Genomic DNA, 19234 nt, shown 5'->3' with positions numbered 1-19234 from the left:
ACTTGCATGTGTAAAGCATGCCGCCAGCGTTCAATCTGAGCCAGGATCAAACTCTTCAGTTCAATCTCTGTTTGTTGGCATTTCTGCCACCCTACCTTTCGGCAGGGGTCGCTCACTCAAAATACTGACCGTTATCTCATTGCTGAGACAACGTATTTCTTTTTTGTGAACATTTGATAATTTAAGTAATCAAGAACCGAAGTTCTTGGCACCTTCATCAAACGCCCACACTTATCGACTGTTAATTTTTAAAGAACTTATTCGGTGCTGCTTCATCTGCCGTTTGCCTCGAATCGTTTTGTTCGCTGCAGCAGAGGAATGAGATTATGCTCGACCTGCTGACCTTCGTCAACAGCTTATTTTTCAGTTGTGTGACAAATCCGGTGCAATCTCTGCACTGGAATGCCTGGTTACTCCTGCAGCGTGACGGTCGTGTAGTTTGGGTCGGCCTTGATCCTCTCTTGCGTAAAGGGAAGGCTTGGCCAGCTCTTGCGCGAATACATCAAGGTCTGGTCGGCATACCACGGCGAAGCCGGGTCGACCGACTGGCCATACGTCAGCATCGCCTGAGCCACCGGCCCCTGCTCGTCAAACGTCACGGTCTGCAGATAGCTCTGCCCCCAGTGCGCGCCGACATAGCCTTGCGCCGTCAAGCTACTGCGCATCGTCAGTGACCCGTACGTGCCTTCCTGATTTCCATTGCCGCCGTGCAGTGGAATACGCACGCCGTTGCGTGGCTCGACCTGATAGTCACCCAGGCGGCCATCGAGCGGCACGCCGAGCGACTGCAGCTTGTCGGCCGTCGTCCTGAGCGCCACCAGCATCGCGGGCATGGCCGCCGGCGCCACGCCGGCCGGCGTATTGACCGGATCCGCCGGGTCGAACGGCCGTGCCCATTTGTTCGGGATCGCCGTTGCCAGCGTCCAGAATTCGCGGAACAGCACCGCGCCCCGACTGTCGAGATCGGCGCGCCGGTCCCACGCTTGCAGCGTCGTGCACGCTTGCTGCATGGGCGTACTGCTTGCGCTGGCACAGGCAGTAAGCACCTCGGGCAGCACCAGCTCGGCCGCATACACGCGGTTCGAGAACGCCAGCGCCTGCATGTCAGCGAGGTTCAACTTATTGCGCTGGGCCAGCAGATCCTCGACCTGGCGGAACCCGATCCGCGTGCGCAAGCTTTGCTCGGCATTCACGCGCCCGTACAGCGGCGAATAGCCCAGCGGCGCAGGGCCAGTGAGCAACGCCTTCGGATTGGTCAGCCAATAACTGTCATTCGAATTGCCGACGTAATCGGTGCGCATCATCCACGGCGCCGTGGCCGGCGCGTAAATGCCCGCAGGCACGCCCACATCTTGTCCCCAGCCGCAGGCACTTTTTGACCCGTCGAACAGCAGCGCCGCCTGCAGCAACAGGCAACCATTCACGAACTTGTCCGCATTCATGTGCGGCACGACACTGGCGTCCGCATACAGCGTATTGCCATCGCGGTCGGCCGCCACCGTGTTCACCCATGGCAGTCCCACCACCTTGTCGAGCGAATCCTTCAGTGTGCGCACACTGGTGGCGGTCCCGATGCCCAGCCACTGCTCGAGCATCCGGGTATTGCTGCGGTTCGGGTCGGCCAGCACATAAGCAGCGCTCGAAGTCCAGGTCAGGCCCGCCGCCGGCCGGCTGATGACGGCGCCCTGATGGCTGAAATAAAAGGTTTTGGTGCGCCGGCCGACCAGGCCATCCGGCAGCAGCGCCTCGACCGTCACCGTTTTCGACGTCATCGTGCTCCGCGCCCCGTCATAAAGATAGGTAGTGCCAGTGGCGTCGCCGGGATCCAGCGCCAGCCGGAACGTGGTGAAGTGATTGGCGAACGTGACCGTGTGGCTCCAGGCCACGTCGCGGTTGAAGCCGATGACGACGGCCGGCACGCCGCCGATGATCACACCCATCGCGTCGTAGCGCCCCGGCACGGTCAGGTGGGCCTGGTAAAAGCGGTCGGTCGTGGTCCACGGATAGTGTGGGTTGCCAAGCAATAGCCCGCGCCCATTGGCAGACAAGTCCTTGCCCACCGCCAGCGCATTGCTGCCGAAACCTTGCCGGTTCAGCAGGTCGAGCTGCGCGACCAGCGACGATGCATCGATCCTGCGCGGCGCCGCCTTGGCCAGCGTCACTGCGGCGCCGGGAACCCGACCGGCAGCAACGAAGTCGCGGGCAAAGGCCTGGCCTGACGCATGCAGCGCTTTTTCCGCCACCACCAGCATCATGTCGTCGAGCGAAATCGGCCTCACCCATTTCGTGTTGGCACAGGCCGCCGGCAACTTGCTTCCCGCATCCTTCAAGTACCGGTTATAGCCTTCGACATAGCCTTCAAGCAGGTCGCGTGGCTCACGCGCTCCGCTGGAGTAGCCGGCGCGCAATTGCTCGATGTCGAGATAGCCCTTGAAGAAGAAGTCGCTGTCCTCGTTGTTCAGGTCCATGAACCCGCTGCCGCCGCCATACTCGTCGCCCGTGCGCTGGCGTGGACGCGCATCCGCGCCAAAGAACAGCGAGCGCTCGCCGCGCACGGTCAGCACCGCATCGGCGAACATGCAGACATTGTCCTGGGCGTAGGCATACGCCAGTCCATAGCCGAGGCTGCGGAAGTCGTCGGCCCTGACGTGCGGCACGCCATGCGTGGTGCGTGCGAGCTCAACGTTGATACGGGTGGAAGTGGCGGTGGCTGGCGGCGGCGGCTGAACGGCCGGATCGTCATCATGATCCCGACCGCAAGCGCCCAGCGCCAGCACGAATGACATTACTAGCAGACGACGGTACGCAGCAGGATGACGACGTTGCATGAGAGACGCTTTCTGCGGCGGGCGCCGCGCGATCGGACCATGACGAAGTAAAACTATTGCAATACTTTAATCCTAAAATAGTGCCGACGTGCTATTTCTCTCGCATGTATGCGGCAACGGCGCTACAAAAGCGGCGCTGCAAAGCAAAAAAGCCCACCAGACACCTGGTGGGCTTTTTCTATATAACTAGCCTGACGATAAACTACTTTCACACTGGTTGCAGCACTATCATCGTCGCAAAATCGTTTCACGGTCCTGTTCGGGATGGGAAGGGGTGGGACCGATTTGCTATCGTCATCAGGCATAACTTGCTGGAAAACTGTTCCTCTACTGGGCAACAGGCTTCCTGAATTCCGGCTCGCATTCTAACAAGCAATTTCCCATACCGCCAGCTTTATCGTAAAACCGGAGAAAAACGCGGCAACGGCTGCACTGCGCCAGCCTGCAAGCCGGCCTGGCGCATCGCTACCTGCACCGCCTCGATACGCGCGGCCATGGATGGATGCGACGCCAGGTAATGCACTACGGCCGGCGTCGCGCCTTCCTCGCGTTGCAAGGTGGTAAACAATTCGGTGGCGCCGCCAGCATGGCCGTAGCGACATTGCAGGATAGACAGTGCCTTCGCATCGGCAGCGGCTTCACGGCCCCGCGAGTAGCCCGACTCGCCCAGATGCTGCGCCGGCGCCAGCACGCCCGCCGTCCCGCTGCCGTCGCCCGTGAGCACGGTGGCAGCGGCAATCAGTACCACTCGCCGGCCGACTGCACGCAAGTGATCGCGGTTGGCCATGTGCGACAGCTCATGGGCCAACACGAACGCCATGCCGTTTTCGGACTGCACGCTGTCAAACAGCGCCGAGAACACCACCACCACACCGCCCGGCGCGACCATCGCATTGGGCGTGTCCGAGCGGTTCACGCGCACCGTGACCGGCCCGCTGACGCCAGCGCAGCGGCGCATGCCATCGACCAGGCCCTGGGCCCAGGCTTCGCGCGTGCGCATCGCCGGCTCGCTCGCGGGCGGCGTCCATGCCACCATCTGCGTCAGCTCCGCCTCGGTCTCCGGTCCCATCCGATCGACTACCACGTCGACCAGCCAGCCCAGCACCAGATAGCCGACAACCACCGCCGCCGACAGCCCGGCCAGGATCAGCAAAAAATCCTTGAACGGATGACCAGGCGTGACGTTGTCGTTGTGTTCGGGCAGCGAAGCCTCGTATTTCATGGCGCGGCGCTCTGTTCCGAGTAATAGATGGCAGTGCCGTAGGCCAGCACTTCGACGCCATTGATCTGCCGCTGGTTACCCGTCAGCGGCATCGTTTCGAGGCGCACGTTGACGATCTCGTGGGCGCCCGGGCAGCTTTCCTTCAGGCGCAGCACCGCTTCCCGCTTGGCACGATCGAGCAGCGTTTCATACGACTGCACCGGCCCGCCCACCAGCGAGCGCAGCGCCGACGCTGCCTTCTTGAAGTGATCGACCGCCACGACCACGCTGCCCGTGACCAGTTCGGTACGCGCCACCGGCGCAGACCCGAGCAAGGTCTTCAGTGACGTGGCAGGCAAGTGCAGCCACGTTTTTTCCCTGGCGATGATCGAACGGTAATGTCTGGCTTCGGCCATGCGCCCGAAGACATAGCCCAATCCAATCGGCACCGACCAGAAGACGAGCAGAAAGAGGATGTCCATCAGCCCACCGTCACTGCAGTGCCGTATACATAGATCTCGGCGGCGCCGGCGGCCACCGACGAGGTCGAGAAGCGCACATTCACGACGGCGTTCGCCCCCATTTGCGTGGCTTGCGCCTGCATGCGTTCGGTGGCCTGCGCGCGCGACTCTTCCAGCAACTCGGTGTAGCCCTTGAGTTCGCCACCAACCATGTTCTTCAACCCCGCCATGATGTCGCGGCCCACGTGCTTGGAGCGCACCGAGCTGCCGGAAACAACGCCGTGGCACGCCGTGATGGTCTTGCCCGGAACGGTTTCGATATTGGTCATGAACATGGAAGGCACTTTCTAAATAAGGAGTCGTCGATTGTAGGCGCCGATCTTTATTTGAGGCAATGTCAACTGCATAGTCACGCGATTGACTACGGCATCACAGTAGAATACCGCCTTCACCCCCCCTCATCCTGCCGCCACCATGTCGATCCTGCTCACCACCCTGAACGCCCGCTACACGCACGCCTCGCTCGGACTGCGCTACCTGCTGGCCAATATGGGCCCGCTGCAGGACCAGACCCGCATCCAGGAATTCGTCACCGGTGCCAAGACCGCCGACCTCGTCGAGCGCATCCTGGCGCACGCGCCGCGCATCGTCGGCTTCGGCGTGTATATCTGGAACGTCGAAGAAACCACGCGCCTGGTGGCGATGCTCAAGCGCGTCGCGCCCGCCGTGAAGATCATCCTGGGCGGCCCGGAAGTCTCGCACGAGACAGGCGAACAGGAAATCGTTGGGCTGGCCGACTATGTCGTCACCGGCTGGGGCGACGTTACGTTCCCCAAACTGTGCGGCGAGATCCTCAATGGCCCCAAGCCGCTGATGAAGATCCACGCCGGCGTGCAGCCGCCGATGGATGCCATCGCCCTGCCCTATGCGCTGTACAACGACGACGACATCGCCAACCGCACCCTGTACGTGGAAGCCTCGCGCGGCTGTCCATTCAAGTGCGAGTTCTGCCTGTCATCGCTCGACAAGACCGCCTGGCCGTTCCCGCTCGACGCCTTCCTGGCCGAGATGGAAACGATGTACGCACGCGGCGCCCGCCTCTTCAAGTTCGTCGACCGCACGTTCAACCTGAACGTCAAGACGAGCCTGCGCATCATGGATTTCTTCCTCGACAAGATCGCGCAATATCCGGACGACCCGATCTACGCTCACTTCGAGCTGGTGCCAGACCACCTGCCGGATGCGCTGAAAGACACCATCGCCCGGTTCCCGGCCGGCGCGCTGCAGTTCGAGATCGGCATCCAGAGCTTCAACCCCGAAGTACAGGCGCTCGTGAGCCGCCGCCAGAACAACGAGAAGGCGGCCGAGAACATCCGCTGGCTCACGCAGCATGCCACGGCCCACCTGCACGTCGACCTGATTGCCGGCCTGCCCGGCGAAGACGTGGCCAGCTTCGCGCGCGGCTTCGACCAGCTGGTGGGCCTGGGCGCCGAAGAAATCCAGTTCGGCATCCTCAAGCGCCTGCGCGGCACGCCGATCATCCGCCACACCGAAGCCTTCGGCATGGTCTACGACCCGTACCCGCCCTACACCGTGCTGGCGACGGACAAGATCGACTTCGCGACCATGCAGCGCCTGGTGCGCTTTGCGCGCTACTGGGATCTGGTGGCCAACTCGGGGCGCTTCGCCAACACCACGCCGGTGCTGCTGGGCGAGGCGCCGTTCGACAACTTCATGGCGTTTTCGGACTGGATCTACACGCGCACCGATGCCACGCACCGCATCGCGCTCGATCGCCTGGCCAAGCTGGTGGCCGAGTATCTGCAGGTGCGCGGCATGGCGGCGGCTGAAGCGGCCAGCCTGCTCGCCAGCGACTACGCCGGCAAGGTCGACGCGCCGGCGCGCACGCCGCAAGCGGTCCCGGATACGGCGCGTGCGGTGGCGCCATCGCGCCAGGCGCGCCACCTGGCCGCCTGATTTGCGAGATTCGCCAGACCAACTTTGTGGCAGCAGGCGCGATTCTCTTTTACACTGCCGCAATGCAGATTGAAAATGCGCCAACATTAACCATTCAACAGGCCGGCCAGGTGTCGGGCCAATCTGTCATCGCCAGCGGGGTCTGGCAAGTCCACGGCCTGTCGCAGCACGGCGTGTTAAAGGGCATCACGCAGCAGCTCGCAAGCCTGAAAGATAAATCAGCCTGCACCTGGGACCTGTCGGGTGTCGACAGCCTGGACCACATCGGCGCCCAGATGTTCTGGAATACCTGGAACAAGCAGCGCCCGCCGCGCCTCACGCTCGACCCACGCCAGGAAGACGTGTTCAAGCGCATCGAAGAGGCAAGCAAGATCGCGCTGCCGCGCCAGCGCGTCAGCCCCTTCGACTGGATCATCAAGCTCGGCGCCGACATGCTCGCTTTCTTCGGGCACCTGCGCAGCTTCATTACCCTCGTCGGCATCGTGGTCCAGGACCTGTGGCGCTTCGTGCGCCACCCTGCCACCGGCCCGTGGCGCGAAGTCTCGGCCAACATCCATCACTCGGGTTTCCAGGCACTGGGCATCACGGCGATCGTGGGCTTTTTGATCGGGATCGTGCTGTCCTACCTGTCATCGCAGCAGTTGCGCATGTTCGGCGCCGACGCCTACCTGGTCAATATCCTCGGCATGGCGGTGATTCGCGAACTGGGCCCGCTGCTGGCCGCGATCCTGGTGGCCGGCCGTTCCGGCTCGTCGATCACGGCGCAACTGGGCGTCATGCGCGTGACCGAGGAGCTCGATGCGATGCTGGTGATGGGCGTCTCGCACGGCTACCGCCTGATCCTGCCGAAGGTGATCGCGCTGGCGATCTCGATGCCGCTGCTGGTCGTCTGGACCGATGCGATGGCGCTCCTGGGCGGCATGGTGTCGGCAAAAATCGAGATGGGCATGTCGTTTCGCTACTTCCTGCAAAAGCTGCCCGAAGCGGTACCGTTCGTGAACTACAGCATTGGCCTGCTCAAGGGCGTGACCTTCGGCGTACTGATCGCGCTGATCGCGTGCCACTTTGGCCTGCGCATCAAGCCCGATACCGAAAGCCTCGGGCGCGGCACGACAACCTCGGTCGTCACCGCGATCACGGTGGTGATCCTGGCCGATGCGGTCTACGCGATCATCTTCAGCGATACCGGATTCTGATGGCCGACGCAAACACACAATCTCCCCAGCGCCTGAACCTGCGGCCCGACGAAGACGTGGGCCAACCCGTCGTCGAGATCCGCAACCTGTGGACCCGGTTCGGCCGCACCGTCGTGCACCAGGACCTGAACCTGGAGATCTACAGCGGCGAGATCCTGTCGATCGTCGGCGGCTCGGGCACCGGCAAGACCGTGCTGCTGCGCCAGATGCTGGGCCTCGAGCGCCCATCGCAGGGCAGCGTGCACGTGTTCGGCGTGGACATCAGCGCGGCCAAGCCAAAGCAGCTGCAACGCATGCGCAACCATTGGGGTATGCTGTTCCAGCAGGGCGCGCTGTACTCGGCGCTGAACGTATTCGACAACATCGCCCTGCCGATGCGCGAGTTGAACGCGCTGCCCGAAGACGTGATCCGCGACGCCGTGCTGCTCAAGATGGACATGGTGGGCCTGGGGCCGGAGCACGCGGCCAAGATGCCGGCCGACCTGTCCGGCGGCATGGTCAAGCGCGCGGCGCTCGCGCGGGCACTGGCGCTCGAGCCGCAGTTGCTGTTCCTCGACGAGCCGACCGCGGGCCTGGACCCCGACCTGTCGGACGCCTTCGTCACGCTGATCCAGACGCTGCACCGCGAACTGAAACTGACGGTGGTGATGGTCACGCACGATCTGGACACGCTGTTCGCGCTGTCCTCGCGCATCGCGGTGCTGGCCGAGAAACACGTGCTGGCGGTTGGTCCGTCGTGCGATGTGCTCAAGGTCGAGCACCCGTTCATCAAACACTTTTTCCTGGGCCCGCGCGGTCAGCGGGCGCTGGAAGTGCTCGACGAGCGCCAGGCCCGGAACGAATCGGAGACACACTAGTATGGAAAACAGGTCACATGCCCTGATCACCGGCATCTTCACGATCGCCCTGCTGGTAGCGACCGTGCTGATCGGCCTCTGGCTCAACCGCGACAAGACCGAGCTGGTGCCCTACGAGATCGTCACCACGCAATCAATCCCCGGCCTGAACCCGCAAGCGGCGGTGCGCTACCGGGGTCTGGAGATCGGCCGCGTCGACAAAATCGTCTTCGATCCGCGCGTCACCGGCCAGATCCTGATTCGCCTGGCGGTCGATGCAACCTCGCCGATCACCAGCACCACCTTCGCTTCGCTCGGCTACCAGGGCGTGACGGGCATCGCCTTCATCCAGCTCAATGACGAGCGCACCGGCTCGCCGCGCCTGACGACAGGCGCGGACACGATCGCCCGCATCCCGCTGCGTCCCGGCCTGCTCGACCAGCTGGAGAACCGCGGCCTGGCGATCCTCGACAAGGCCGAGAAGATCACGACCAGTCTCGACGAGCTGCTCAGCGTTGAAAACCGCGCCACGATGCTCGGCGCGTTCGACAGCGTGGACCGGGCCGCCGACGCCTACGCGGCGATTCCGCAGCGGCTCGATCCGGTGCTCGACCGCTTGCCTTCACTGATCACCAAAGTCGACCGCAGCATGGACTCGATCGACACGCTGGCCACCAGCGCCACGGCGATGACGCGCAACTACGACAACCTGGCCACGCGCCTGCAGGCCCCGGACGGCCCGATCGAACGCCTGAACAGCACCATCGGCGCGCTCGGCGCGGCCACCAGCGAGCTGGAACTGGAAACGCTGCCGCACGTGGTGCAGATGACCGACGAAGCGCGCGCCTCGCTGCGCGCCGTACGCCGCACCGCGAACTCGTTCTCCGACCGCCCGCAAAGCATCCTGTTCGGCACACCGGGCGACGCGCCCGGGCCGGGCGAGCCGGGCTTCGCGCCCCCGACCAAATGAGGACCACCGTGAATCTCCGCTCCTACCGCCTTGCCGTTGCCGTCACCGTTGCTGGCGCCGCGCTCTTGGCCGGCTGCGCCAGCAACAAGGGCGCGCCCAATACCATCTATGACTTCGGCGCGCCGTCGGCCCAGCGGTTCACGCCTGCCAATCCATCGTCGCAACTGCCCCCGATCGTGGTGATGGACGCCACCGGCGGCGCCGTCCTCGACAACGAGCGCATGGTCTACCGGCTGAACTACGCCGATCCATTGCAAGCCCGTACCTACGCCGGCAGCCGCTGGAGCGGCACGCCGCTCGCGCTGGTCACGCAGCGCCTCAAGGTGCGCCTGGCGCAGGCCGGTGTCACGGTACTGTCGGCCACCGACGCGGCCAACCGCGTGCCGATCCTGCGCATCGAGATCGACGACTTCGTGCACGCGTTTTCCAGCACCAGCGCGAGCGAAGGGCAAATCCAGCTGCGTGCGTCGGTCCTGGCCGACCATCGCCTGGTGGCCCAGCAGAGCTTCGCCCACAGCGCCCCTGCGCCCAGCCAGGACGCCGCCGGCGGCGTGGCCGCACTGGCCGCCGGCACCGACCGGATCGCGCTCGACCTTAAAAAATGGCTGTCGACCCTCGACCTGCAGGGCAAATGAGCGACGGGATCATCTCCGCCGAAGTCGCGGCCGGCCGCTCGCGTGGCTCGCCGATCGTGCGCGCCGCGCTGCTGGCGTATCTGCTCCTGATCATCTACGCCAGCTGGTTTCCGTTCAGCGGCTGGCGCGATACCGGCGTGGCGCCGCTGGCGTTTCTGAACCTCGTCAAGCAGCGCTACTTCACGGGCTTCGACGTCGGCGTGAACATCGTCGGCTACATCCCGCTCGGGATGCTGCTGGTGCTGTCGTTCTATCCGCGCGTGCGCGGCATCTGGGCGGTGCTGCTGGCGGCGCTGATCGGCATTTTCACCACCGGCGTCATGGAGACGGTGCAGAACTTCCTGCCCAGCCGCGTGCCGTCGAACCTCGACTTCGTCACCAACGCGGGCGGCGCGCTGCTCGGCGCCGTGCTGGGTGCCTTGTGGGCGCCTGGCCTGCTTGACCGCAGCCGCCTGTTCAAGCTGCGCCAGCGTTGGTTCGCGCCCCATGCGAGCCAGGGACTGGTGCTGGTGGCCATGTGGCCGCTGGCGCAGATCTACCCGCAAAGCTATCTGTTCGGCCATGGCCAGGTGCTGCCGATCGTCTCCGGCTGGCTGTCGTCGTGGTTCGATACCGAGATCGACCTGGTCGCCATGCTGCGCCCCGGCGTGACGATGAGCGTCGAGCAGTACTGGCTGTCCGAAACCATCATCACCGCCTGCGGCATGACGGGCGCCGCCCTCACGCTGATGTGCCTCGTGCGGCGCGGCGCCCCGCGCTTCTGGCTGATGATTGCTCTGCTGGCGTCAGCGCTGGTGCTCAAGGCGTTTGCCAGTTCGCTGCTGTTCCGGCCCGATAACGCGCTGGTCTGGGTCACGCCGGGCGCCGAAGGGGGCTTTTTGATCGGCATGATCATGCTCTCGGGCCTGGTCTTTGCGCCGCAGGTGGCGCAGCGGCGCCTGGCGGTGGTGACGCTGATACTGGCGCTGGTGGTCGTCAATACGATCCCGGTGAACCCGTATTTTTCGTCCACGCTGCAAGGCTGGGTGCAGGGCAAATTCCTGAACTTCAATGGCGCGGCGTGGTTCCTGTCGCTGAGCTGGCCGTTCTTCGCGCTCTGGTTCCTGCTGCTGCCATCACATAAACTCAATCGCCAGTAAGATCATACTTCTGCATTTTTTCGACGAGAACGCCATGACCGACCAACCGTTTTACCAGCACCACGTATTTTTCTGCATGAACGAGCGCGAAGGCAAGGATGCGCGCCAGAGCTGCGGCAAGTGCGGCTCTGAAAAAGCCCAGAAACACGCCAAGAAGCGCATCAAGGAACTGGGGCTGAGCGGCGAAGGCAAGGTGCGCATCAACCAGGCCGGTTGCCTCGAACGCTGCGAAGAAGGCCCCGTGCTCGTGGTGTACCCGGAAGGCGTCTGGTACACCTATGTCGATAACGAAGACATCGACGACATCATCGATACCCACCTGGTTGGCGGCAAAGTCGTCGACCGTCTCAAGATCTGACCATGAACATCCACTCGCACAAATTCTATCTCGACGGCGACGCCGGCAAGATGCAATGCCTGCTCGACCTGCCCGACGACGCCCCGCGCGGCATCGCGCTGGTCGCGCACCCGCACCCGCTGTACGGCGGCACCATGGAAAACAAGGTCGCGCAGACGCTCGCGCGCACCTTCGTCACGCTCGGCTACGCCGTGGCGCGCTTCAATTTCCGCGGTGTCGGCGAATCCGAAGGCGTGTACGACGACGGCCGTGGCGAAGTGGACGACATGGCCATCATGTACGAGCACATGCGTGCGCGCTACCCCGACCTGCCGGTGACGCTGGCCGGTTTTTCGTTCGGCACCTTCGTGCAGGCGCAGTTCGCGCTGCGCCTGGAAGCCGAGGGCCGCGCGCCCGAGCGCCTGGTGCTGGTGGGCACCGCGGCCGGCAAATGGCCGATGCCGCCCGTGCCGCAAGACACGATCCTGATCCACGGCGAGCAGGACGACACGATCACGATGCAGCAGGTATTCGACTGGGCGCGCCCGCTCGATATCCCGGTGACAATCATTCCGGGGGCCGACCATTTCTTCCATCGCAAGCTCGGCCATATTAAAAATCTGGTCGTTCAACTGTGGCGCCGTGACATTTAAGCGTCACAGTCCCCTATAATCATTCCCTTCTCTTGAGGCAGTGCTCCCGGGCATTGCCTTGCGCTCTACCACCGCTCCATCTTTTACAATGACGAACGTTTCCATGAAAAAACTGTTAGCGGCCTTCGCCGCCAGCCTGGTAATGATCTCGGCCAGTGCGCAAACCGTACCGGCTCCTTCCATCGCAGCCAAGTCGTGGTTGCTGCTCGACTCCACGAGCGGCCAGGTGATCGCGTCGCAAGACCAGAACATGCGCATCGAACCGGCGTCGCTGGCCAAGATCATGACCGCGTATGTCGCGTTTTCGGCGATCCGCGACAAGCGCCTGTCGCTGAACCAGATGGTCAATGTGTCCGAGCGCGCCTGGAAAGTCGACAGCAGCAGCTCGAAGATGTTCATCGACCCGCGCGTGCCGGTCTCGATCAGCGACCTGCTGCATGGCCTGATGATCCAGTCGGGCAATGACGCCGCCGTCGCGATCGCCGAAGCCGTCGCCGGCGACGAAGCCACCTTCGTCACGCTGATGAACCGCGAAGCGCAGCGCCTGGGCCTGAAAGCGACGCGGTTTGCCAATCCGCACGGTCTGCCAGACGCGAACAACTACTCGACCGCCGCCGACCTGGCCAACCTGGCCTCGCACGTGATCCGCGACTTCCCCGAGTTCTACAAGATCGACTCGATCAAGCAGTTCACGTACAACAAGATCACGCAGCAGAACCGCAACCGCCTGCTGTGGCTCGATCCGACCGTCGACGGCATGAAGACCGGCCACACCGATTCGTCGGGCTACAGCATGATCTCGTCGGCACGCCGTGCGAATGGCAGCACCGGCGAGCGTCGCCTGATCGCCGTCGTGCTGGGCACCAGCTCGACCGAGGTGCGCACGCAAGAAAGCCAGAAGCTGCTGAACTGGGGCTTCCAGAACTTCGACACCGTCAAGCTGTATTCCAAAGGCCAGGCGATCCAGACCCCGCAGATCTGGAAGGGCAGCCAGCCGACCGTCAAGATTGGCTTCACGCGCGACATCCTGGTAACGGTGCCGAAGGGCGTGGCCGGCAAGCTCAAGCCGGTGCTGGAGCGCCGCGATCCGTTGATTGCGCCGCTGGCGCGCAACAGCGCGGTCGGTACGCTCAAGATGACTGTCGACGGCAAGCCGCTGATGGTGCTGCCGGTGGTCGCGCTGGAAGAAGTGCCGGAGGCGAGCTTTTTCGGTCGCATCTGGGATACGATCCGGCTCTGGCTGCAATAATCCGGTCATCAGCGTATGACAAGCCCGCCCGCGCAATGCCGCCGGCGGGCTTTTTTTTACCCCGGAACGGTGCGCATCGGCTACCGCTATAATCGTGCAACCCTGTCATGACGAAAGAAACACGATGTCGCCCACCCTGCCTGCCGATCTGCGCTGCCCCCGCATCCTCACGCGCGAAGGCGGCCCGGCGCTCTCGCGCATCGTCGCCGGCATGTGGCGCATGACCGAATGGGCGATGCCGGTCGCGGCGCGCGTGGCGTTCATCGAGCAATGCATCGCGCTGGGCGTGACCTCGTTCGACCATGCCGACATCTATGGCGACTATGGCGTCGAGACGCTGTTCGGCGAGGCGCTACGCGCCCAGCCTTCGCTGCGCGCCCGCATCGAACTGGTGAGCAAGTGCGGCATCCGGCTCATGTCGGCGAAACATCCCGGCCACACGATCCAGCACTACGACACCGATGCGGCGCACATCATCGCGTCGGCCGAAGAATCGCTGCGCCGCCTGCATACCGATCACCTCGACCTGCTGCTGATCCATCGTCCCGACCCGTTGATGAACTTCGACGAGATTGCCGAAGCGTTTACACGGCTGCAGGTGGCCGGCAAGGTGCGCCACGTGGGTGTGTCGAATTTCACGCGCCACCAGTTCGAGTCGCTCAACCGCCGCGTGGCCCTGAGCACCAACCAGGTCGAGTTCTCGCCGCTGGTGACCGCGCCACTGTTCGACGAAACCTTCGATGGCCTGCAAGACCTGGGCATCGCGCCGATGGTCTGGTCGCCCCTGGGTGGCGGGCGCCTGTTCGATCCGGCCAACGAACGCGCGGCCCTGCTGCGCCAGACGATCCAGGGCATCGCCGAGCGTTTGAACCAGCCGTTTGCCAGCGTGGTGTTCGCGTGGATCATGCGCCTGCCAAGCCGGCCGATTGCGCTGACCGGCACCGGTCGCATCGCGGCGATTGCCGACGCGGTGGCTGGCACGACCTTTGAACTGACGCGCGCGGACTGGTTCCAGATCCTGCGCGCCGCGCGCGGCCACGAGGTCGCCTGATGCTCGAGGCTCACGTCAAGATCGTCGAAGGCAAGGCGCTGACCGCACCGCAAAAGAAGGATCTGCTGAACCGGCTGGCGCGGATCGAGGGCCAGCTGCGCGGCGTGCAAAAACTGATCGCGCTGGCCGATACACCATCGGACTGCGACGCGGTGGCGCAGCAGATGGCCGCAGCGCGCAAGGCGCTCGACCGCTCGTTCGTGCAGTTGCTGACCGCGTCGATCGTGACCCAGACAAGCGGCGCGGCCGACCTGCCCGAAGCGCGCGAACGGGCCGCGCACCTGGCGGCGATGCTCGACAAGTTCGCCTGAACGAAAAAGCGGCCCTTGTCAGGGCCGCCGGTTCACTCTTCGTCGTAGACTTTTGGCTGCGCCACGCCGCGCCAGCCCATCTTCCAGCCGATATTGAGCAGCAGCGTCAGGCTGATGTACACCAGGAAGAACAGCACGAAGAAGCGCGTCTGCAGTACGGCCAGCAAGGCTGCGCAGACGGCGACGATCACGATCATCAGCTTGCCGCTCGGGTGTTTGGAGCTGGGGAAGCGGATGGTCGAGACCATCAGCCCACCGACCACCACCATCAGGGCTGCCACCATGAACGCCTGTGCCATCTGGGTGACCGGATCGGGCCAGGCCACGACCACGGCCGACACGCAGGCCGCGCCGGCGGTGATCGGCATGCCGACGAAGTAGCGCGGGTCGGTGCGACCCTGGCTGATATTGAAGCGCGCCAGGCGCAGCGCGCCGCAGGTGACGAACACGAAGCAGGCCAGGCCGCCCATGCGCACCAGCGTCGGATGCACGTCGGTCAGTTGCGTAAAGCCGTAGCAGTACAGCAGCAGGCCCGGGGCGCAGCCGAAGTTCATCACGTCGGCGATCGAGTCGAGCTGCATGCCGAAGCTGGACTGGGTGTTGGTGGCGCGCGCCACGAAGCCGTCGAGCGCATCGAACACGCCGGCCAGCACCAGCAGGATCGCGGCCAGGCGGAAGTCCGCCGGGTCGCCCACGCGCGCATTGTCGACCGAGATCACGATACTGGCGAAGCCGCAGGCAATCGACAGCAACGTGACGGAACTCGGCAGGGCGAACTTGGCGCGTGCGAGGCGTTGTTGGTTAATAGGCTTCAATGGACGACTCGACAAGATAAATGATGGCTTATTCTACAGGCTGCAAAACAAGGTGGTTGCGCGTTGACGTCACCATCCGCCATGACGTCCAGATTTGCCCTAGAATATCGAATTAAGCCCGTATTGACAGGAGTTGTAAAATGAGCTATACGCTCCGTTGGCAGTTAATGATCCCAGCCCTGGCTGCCGTGCTGGGCCTGGCTGCCTGCGGCAGCAGCGATAGCGACAGCAGCACGTCCGGCCAGGTTACCGGCGGCACCGCCGTCAATCCGGATTCGTCCGTGGCACCGGACCCCACCGGCGTCGCGGCGCCAGCGCAGACCGGCAATATCGCCGTCGACGGGCGCAACTGGATCAACTACCGGCGCGGCCAGATCGGTGTCCCGCAGGTGCCCCAGAACCTCCAGATCAACAACGCCGCACTCGGACACTCCGAGTACCTGCGCGTCAATAACATCATGAGCCACGACCAGGTCGCCGGGCGCCAGGGCTTTACCGGCGCCGACCTGGGCGCGCGCCTGAGCGCGGCCGGCTATACCCTGAATCCCGAGCGCGGCTACGCCTATGGCGAAGTCATCTCGGGCAGCAGCAACGGTTCCGGCTTCTACATGGCCGAAGAACTGATCACGGCGATCTACCACCGCTTCGTGATCTTCGAGCCGATGTTCCGCGAGATCGGCACCGGCGCGGCCACGGCCAGCAGCGGCTACCGTTACTTCACTGCCGATTTCGCCAGTCGCGATGGCTACGGCCCCGGCATCGCGCGCGGCACGCTCGTCACCTGGCCGTTCAATGGCCAGACCCAGGTCGTGCCAAACTTCTTCAGCAACACCGAGCAGCCCGATCCGGTCCCCAACGCCAACGAAGTGGGTTATCCGATCAGCGTGCACACCAACCTCGACGCCAACATCACGGTCACCAGCTTCACCGTGCGCCCGCGCGGCGGCAGCGACCTGACCGTGCTGCGCATCGCGCCGCTGTCCGACAACAAGCCTGCTGCGGCCATCATCCCGCTCCAGCCACTGCGCGCGGCCACCGCCTACGATGTCAGCTTCGCCGGCACGGTCAACGGCGCGGCCGTCACGCGCACCTGGTCGTTTACCACCCGGTGACGGGCGCCCCGAGCGGCGACACCGCCGCCGTCATTGACCTGGCGGCAGCCCTGGACCGGGTCATGGGTGACCGTGCGATGTTCCTGCGCCTGCTGGCGCGCTTTGCCGGCGACTACCGCGACCTGATCGCGCGCCTGCAAACCGCCATCGATGCCGACGACGCCGTGCTCGCACAGCGCATCGCCCACACGCTCAAGGGTGCGGCCGGCATGATCGAGGCACTCCCGCTACGCCGCCTGGCGCTCGAGACCGAACTGGCGCTCAAGACTGACGGCGTCGCACCAATCGCGCTGATCGATGCGCTGGATTGTGCGCTGGCACGGGTGCTGGTGGAAGTGGATGCGCTGCTGGTGGCGCAGGATGCACCGGCTTTATCGGCGGTGTCGTCAACGGCGGCGTCGCTGGCCTCGCCAGCGCTGCCGGTCGATGCGCGCGACCTGGAGCAACTGCGGGCGATGCTCGACATCGGCGATGGCCGCGCGCCCGAGCTGGTGGCGCTGCTGCGGCCACGCCTGCTGGTCACGCTGGGCACCGAACGCATGGCGGTGCTTGAGACGGCAGTCAGGCGCTTCGATTTCGAGCATGCGTTGCTGGTGCTGGTGCATGCAGGCGCCGCAGCGGCGCCCGATTTCAACGCGTGAACTCGGCCTCTTCGTCGAAGGCGTCGGCGCAGGGCTTGCCGCAGAACCGCCGCACGCTGTCGAGCGGCTTTTCGCAATACCAGCATGAGCCCTTGGCGGGCAGGTTGGCACGGGTGGGCATGGCGCTCACGGCGGCGGTAACCGAGACGGGTGGCGCCTGCAGCGGCCGCCCACCGTCCGGAAAACTCTCATAAGTCGTTTCCAAGATCCACCCCCTGATACGGCAACCTGAAGTCAGAGAAAGATTACTTCAGTGGAACTCCATGCCCATGAGAAAGCGCAAGAGGGAGCCCGACTGGCGAACCATCACTGCAGTTCGTTGCATATCAGTGTGCTCCGAATGCAATGCGGGTGCAATCCCTGAACTGCCGTGCTGATGCAGTTTGACGCAACTGCAACATGCGGATCGGGTTGCGTTACTTCGCCGGTTCGAGCGTGACCAGGAGGCCCGTGCGGGTGGTCTGGATGCGCGTCGGGACGAACTGCACGCCGGCATAGCGCAAGTCGCTCTGGTCGAACGCATACACCGGCAGGTCGCGCGCGACGGTGTCGATCAGCGTGTTGGCCACGCGCGCCAGCCGGCGTTCGGCCTCCGGATTGCCAAGCTGCAGGCGATCGACGCGCGGCTCGGCCATCATGACGGCGGCACGGCCCGGATCGATATACAAGCGGCCCGAAAACGCGACGTTGCCGGCCCAGGCGCGTGCAAACGGGGGCGCGACCGACGCATCCACGGCGAGCGCAACCCGGTCCTGATCCGGCACCAGCGACAGTTGCGGGCGGGTGAGCTGGACGTCAAAAATGTCGAGCAGGCGCTCGTTGATCGGGAAGCGCTTGTCGAGGCTGATTTGCAGCTTGTGCAGCGGCAGCTCGACCTGGCGCGGACCGAGGACGCTGGCGCAGGATGAGAGCAGGCAGGCGCCGACAACTGCGGCGGTCAGGCGCAGCGCCGTGCGGCGCGCCGGATGGGAGACGATGAGCGTTATTCGCGTGTTCATACGCCCAAGCCTAGCATGCCCGGCGGTATTGGCGCGCGACGCGTCGCGACAACAGCGGTGGGCGATGCGCAAATGCGAGCCGTTGCGCTTTGGACAGCTACCGCTATTCGCACAGGCATTTCATACAAGTTGATGCGCTGGCGACGCGCAAGACCTCCCCAAGTTTTCGACGACACAATACCCACTCACAATTCATCGGAGGTGGATATGGCGAATCGTATGAGATGCGCAGCGCTGTGCGCTGTCCTGACAGTGATATGCAGCGCGGCGGCGCAGCCGCTTGGCACATTCACATGGCGCCTGTCGGGCGATCGGTTCGTGGCAAAAGTGATCGGGCAGCCAGGCGTGGATAAATGGCGCCAGCAGCCCGATGCCGCGTTCCAGCAGCGTTATGCAGAGGGCTATCAGGCAGGGGTTGTCGATGCAACGCAGGGGCGGCTGTGGTGCGCTCCACCCGGCATGAAGCCGCTGGAAATCGATGACCGTATTTGGGACGAGCTGCGCGGGCGCGCTGGCTCGATGCCGGGAAACGCAGCCGCCGAGCTGATAGCGCTGTATGTGGCTCGCTTCCCTTGCGCCGACGGGAGATGACATGCGAGTCCCATTTGGCGTACTGATGAAAAACTACCCGAGTAACCGCGTCGTCAGCCGCGACACGTTGTTCCAGCAGATCGGGTGGGATGACCTGATAAAAAATTCCGACTACGGCAATACCTGCGCGATCCGCGTCAGTTTGGCGCTGATCCGGTCGGGCATTACAATCCCCGGTGGTCGCATTCCCATCAGGACTGGGGCACTCAAGGGCAAGATGATCTAGCCGGGAC

General features: G+C 64.1%; 22 protein-coding genes and 1 rRNA gene. 15 read left to right on the top strand and 8 right to left on the bottom strand.

Going from position 1 to position 19234, the window contains the following annotated elements; translation table 11 throughout:
• Nucleotides 1–410: 410 nt before the first annotated feature.
• From RCH14_RS10290 to RCH14_RS10270, 5 genes are all read right to left on the bottom strand, one after another.
• On the bottom strand, nt 411–2786 hold the full coding sequence (locus RCH14_RS10290) for a penicillin acylase family protein (protein ID WP_343026020.1): 2376 nt from the start codon (nt 2784–2786) through the stop codon (nt 411–413).
• 231 nt (nt 2787–3017) lie between these two features.
• Nucleotides 3018–3130: ribosomal RNA gene (rrf, locus tag RCH14_RS10285) — 5S ribosomal RNA — on the bottom strand.
• A 92-nt stretch (nt 3131–3222) separates the two neighbouring features.
• Entirely contained in the window at nt 3223–4050 is an 828-nt protein-coding gene (locus RCH14_RS10280; RefSeq protein ID WP_343026019.1) for a M48 family metallopeptidase, read from the bottom strand.
• Nucleotides 4047–4511 (bottom strand): heavy metal-binding domain-containing protein, encoded by a 465-nt coding sequence (locus RCH14_RS10275; protein WP_343026018.1) that lies wholly within the window; start codon nt 4509–4511, stop codon nt 4047–4049. The genes RCH14_RS10280 and RCH14_RS10275 overlap by 4 nt, the downstream gene beginning before the upstream one ends.
• On the bottom strand, nt 4511–4825 hold the full coding sequence (locus tag RCH14_RS10270; RefSeq protein ID WP_183555251.1) for a YbjQ family protein: 315 nt from the start codon (nt 4823–4825) through the stop codon (nt 4511–4513). The genes RCH14_RS10275 and RCH14_RS10270 overlap by 1 nt, the downstream gene beginning before the upstream one ends.
• A 139-nt stretch (nt 4826–4964) precedes the next feature.
• Between RCH14_RS10270 and RCH14_RS10265 the strand changes: the two genes are divergently transcribed.
• The 11 genes from RCH14_RS10265 (at nt 4965) to RCH14_RS10215 (ending at nt 14844) form a co-directional block, all read left to right on the top strand.
• Complete coding sequence (locus RCH14_RS10265; RefSeq protein WP_343026017.1) at nt 4965–6467, top strand: DUF4080 domain-containing protein; 1503 nt, start codon at nt 4965–4967, stop codon at nt 6465–6467.
• Nucleotides 6468–6529: 62 nt separating this feature from the next.
• A complete protein-coding gene (locus RCH14_RS10260; RefSeq protein WP_343026016.1) occupies nt 6530–7663 on the top strand; it encodes an ABC transporter permease in 1134 nt (377 codons plus the stop codon).
• The gene (locus RCH14_RS10255) at nt 7663–8520 is read left to right on the top strand and encodes an ATP-binding cassette domain-containing protein (RefSeq protein ID WP_343026015.1); all 858 of its coding nucleotides are present in this window, start codon (nt 7663–7665) and stop codon (nt 8518–8520) included. The genes RCH14_RS10260 and RCH14_RS10255 overlap by 1 nt, the downstream gene beginning before the upstream one ends.
• A gap of 1 nt (nt 8521) precedes the next feature.
• Nucleotides 8522–9469, top strand: coding sequence for an MlaD family protein (locus tag RCH14_RS10250; protein ID WP_343026014.1), 948 nt, complete (start codon nt 8522–8524; stop codon nt 9467–9469).
• Nucleotides 9470–9477: 8 nt separating this feature from the next.
• Nucleotides 9478–10104: an ABC-type transport auxiliary lipoprotein family protein gene (locus RCH14_RS10245; protein WP_343026013.1), complete on the top strand. Its 627-nt coding sequence runs from the start codon at nt 9478–9480 to the stop codon at nt 10102–10104.
• Nucleotides 10101–11243 carry a VanZ family protein gene (locus RCH14_RS10240; RefSeq protein WP_343026012.1) on the top strand — a complete coding sequence of 381 codons (1143 nt, stop codon included), beginning with the start codon at nt 10101–10103 and terminating at the stop codon, nt 11241–11243. The genes RCH14_RS10245 and RCH14_RS10240 overlap by 4 nt, the downstream gene beginning before the upstream one ends.
• A gap of 34 nt (nt 11244–11277) precedes the next feature.
• Nucleotides 11278–11601, top strand: coding sequence for an NAD(P)H-dependent oxidoreductase subunit E (locus RCH14_RS10235; RefSeq protein WP_343026011.1), 324 nt, complete (start codon nt 11278–11280; stop codon nt 11599–11601).
• Nucleotides 11602–11603: 2 nt separating this feature from the next.
• Entirely contained in the window at nt 11604–12233 is a 630-nt protein-coding gene (locus RCH14_RS10230; RefSeq protein ID WP_343026010.1) for an alpha/beta fold hydrolase, read from the top strand.
• A gap of 103 nt (nt 12234–12336) precedes the next feature.
• The gene (locus RCH14_RS10225; protein WP_343026009.1) at nt 12337–13482 is read left to right on the top strand and encodes a D-alanyl-D-alanine carboxypeptidase family protein; all 1146 of its coding nucleotides are present in this window, start codon (nt 12337–12339) and stop codon (nt 13480–13482) included.
• A gap of 124 nt (nt 13483–13606) precedes the next feature.
• Nucleotides 13607–14533, top strand: coding sequence for an aldo/keto reductase (locus RCH14_RS10220; protein WP_343026008.1), 927 nt, complete (start codon nt 13607–13609; stop codon nt 14531–14533).
• A complete protein-coding gene (locus tag RCH14_RS10215; RefSeq protein WP_343026007.1) occupies nt 14533–14844 on the top strand; it encodes a metal-sensing transcriptional repressor in 312 nt (103 codons plus the stop codon). The genes RCH14_RS10220 and RCH14_RS10215 overlap by 1 nt, the downstream gene beginning before the upstream one ends.
• Before the next feature lie 32 nt (nt 14845–14876).
• Here RCH14_RS10215 and pssA read toward each other — a convergent pair whose 3' ends face one another.
• Complete coding sequence (gene pssA / locus RCH14_RS10210) at nt 14877–15659, bottom strand: CDP-diacylglycerol--serine O-phosphatidyltransferase (protein ID WP_343026006.1); 783 nt, start codon at nt 15657–15659, stop codon at nt 14877–14879.
• Nucleotides 15660–15799: 140 nt separating this feature from the next.
• On the opposite strand from pssA, the gene RCH14_RS10205 reads away from it, so the two are divergent.
• Together RCH14_RS10205 and RCH14_RS10200 are read left to right on the top strand one after the other, a co-directional pair.
• Entirely contained in the window at nt 15800–16771 is a 972-nt protein-coding gene (locus tag RCH14_RS10205; RefSeq protein ID WP_343026005.1) for a CAP domain-containing protein, read from the top strand.
• The gene (locus RCH14_RS10200; protein WP_343026004.1) at nt 16768–17412 is read left to right on the top strand and encodes an Hpt domain-containing protein; all 645 of its coding nucleotides are present in this window, start codon (nt 16768–16770) and stop codon (nt 17410–17412) included. The genes RCH14_RS10205 and RCH14_RS10200 overlap by 4 nt, the downstream gene beginning before the upstream one ends.
• On the opposite strand, the gene RCH14_RS10195 is transcribed toward RCH14_RS10200, so the two are convergent.
• A complete protein-coding gene (locus RCH14_RS10195) occupies nt 17402–17617 on the bottom strand; it encodes a hypothetical protein (protein WP_343026003.1) in 216 nt (71 codons plus the stop codon). The two genes, RCH14_RS10200 and RCH14_RS10195, sit on opposite strands and share 11 nt — an antisense overlap.
• 211 nt (nt 17618–17828) lie before the next feature.
• Nucleotides 17829–18410 carry a DUF1439 domain-containing protein gene (locus tag RCH14_RS10190; protein WP_343026002.1) on the bottom strand — a complete coding sequence of 194 codons (582 nt, stop codon included), beginning with the start codon at nt 18408–18410 and terminating at the stop codon, nt 17829–17831.
• A gap of 318 nt (nt 18411–18728) precedes the next feature.
• On the opposite strand from RCH14_RS10190, the gene RCH14_RS10185 reads away from it, so the two are divergent.
• Both RCH14_RS10185 and RCH14_RS10180 read left to right on the top strand, forming a co-directional pair.
• Nucleotides 18729–19001 carry a Rap1a/Tai family immunity protein gene (locus RCH14_RS10185; RefSeq protein WP_343026001.1) on the top strand — a complete coding sequence of 91 codons (273 nt, stop codon included), beginning with the start codon at nt 18729–18731 and terminating at the stop codon, nt 18999–19001.
• Nucleotide 19002: 1 nt separating this feature from the next.
• Nucleotides 19003–19227: a hypothetical protein gene (locus RCH14_RS10180; protein WP_343026000.1), complete on the top strand. Its 225-nt coding sequence runs from the start codon at nt 19003–19005 to the stop codon at nt 19225–19227.
• Nucleotides 19228–19234: the final 7 nt, after the last annotated feature.

It is taken from the genome of Massilia sp. MP_M2 (assembly GCF_039123635.1).
In the GTDB taxonomy this organism is placed as follows: Bacteria; Pseudomonadota; Gammaproteobacteria; order Burkholderiales; family Burkholderiaceae_D; genus Telluria.
Note: the sequence above shows the minus strand (reverse complement) of the source record. Positions and strands in the feature narration are given on the sequence as shown.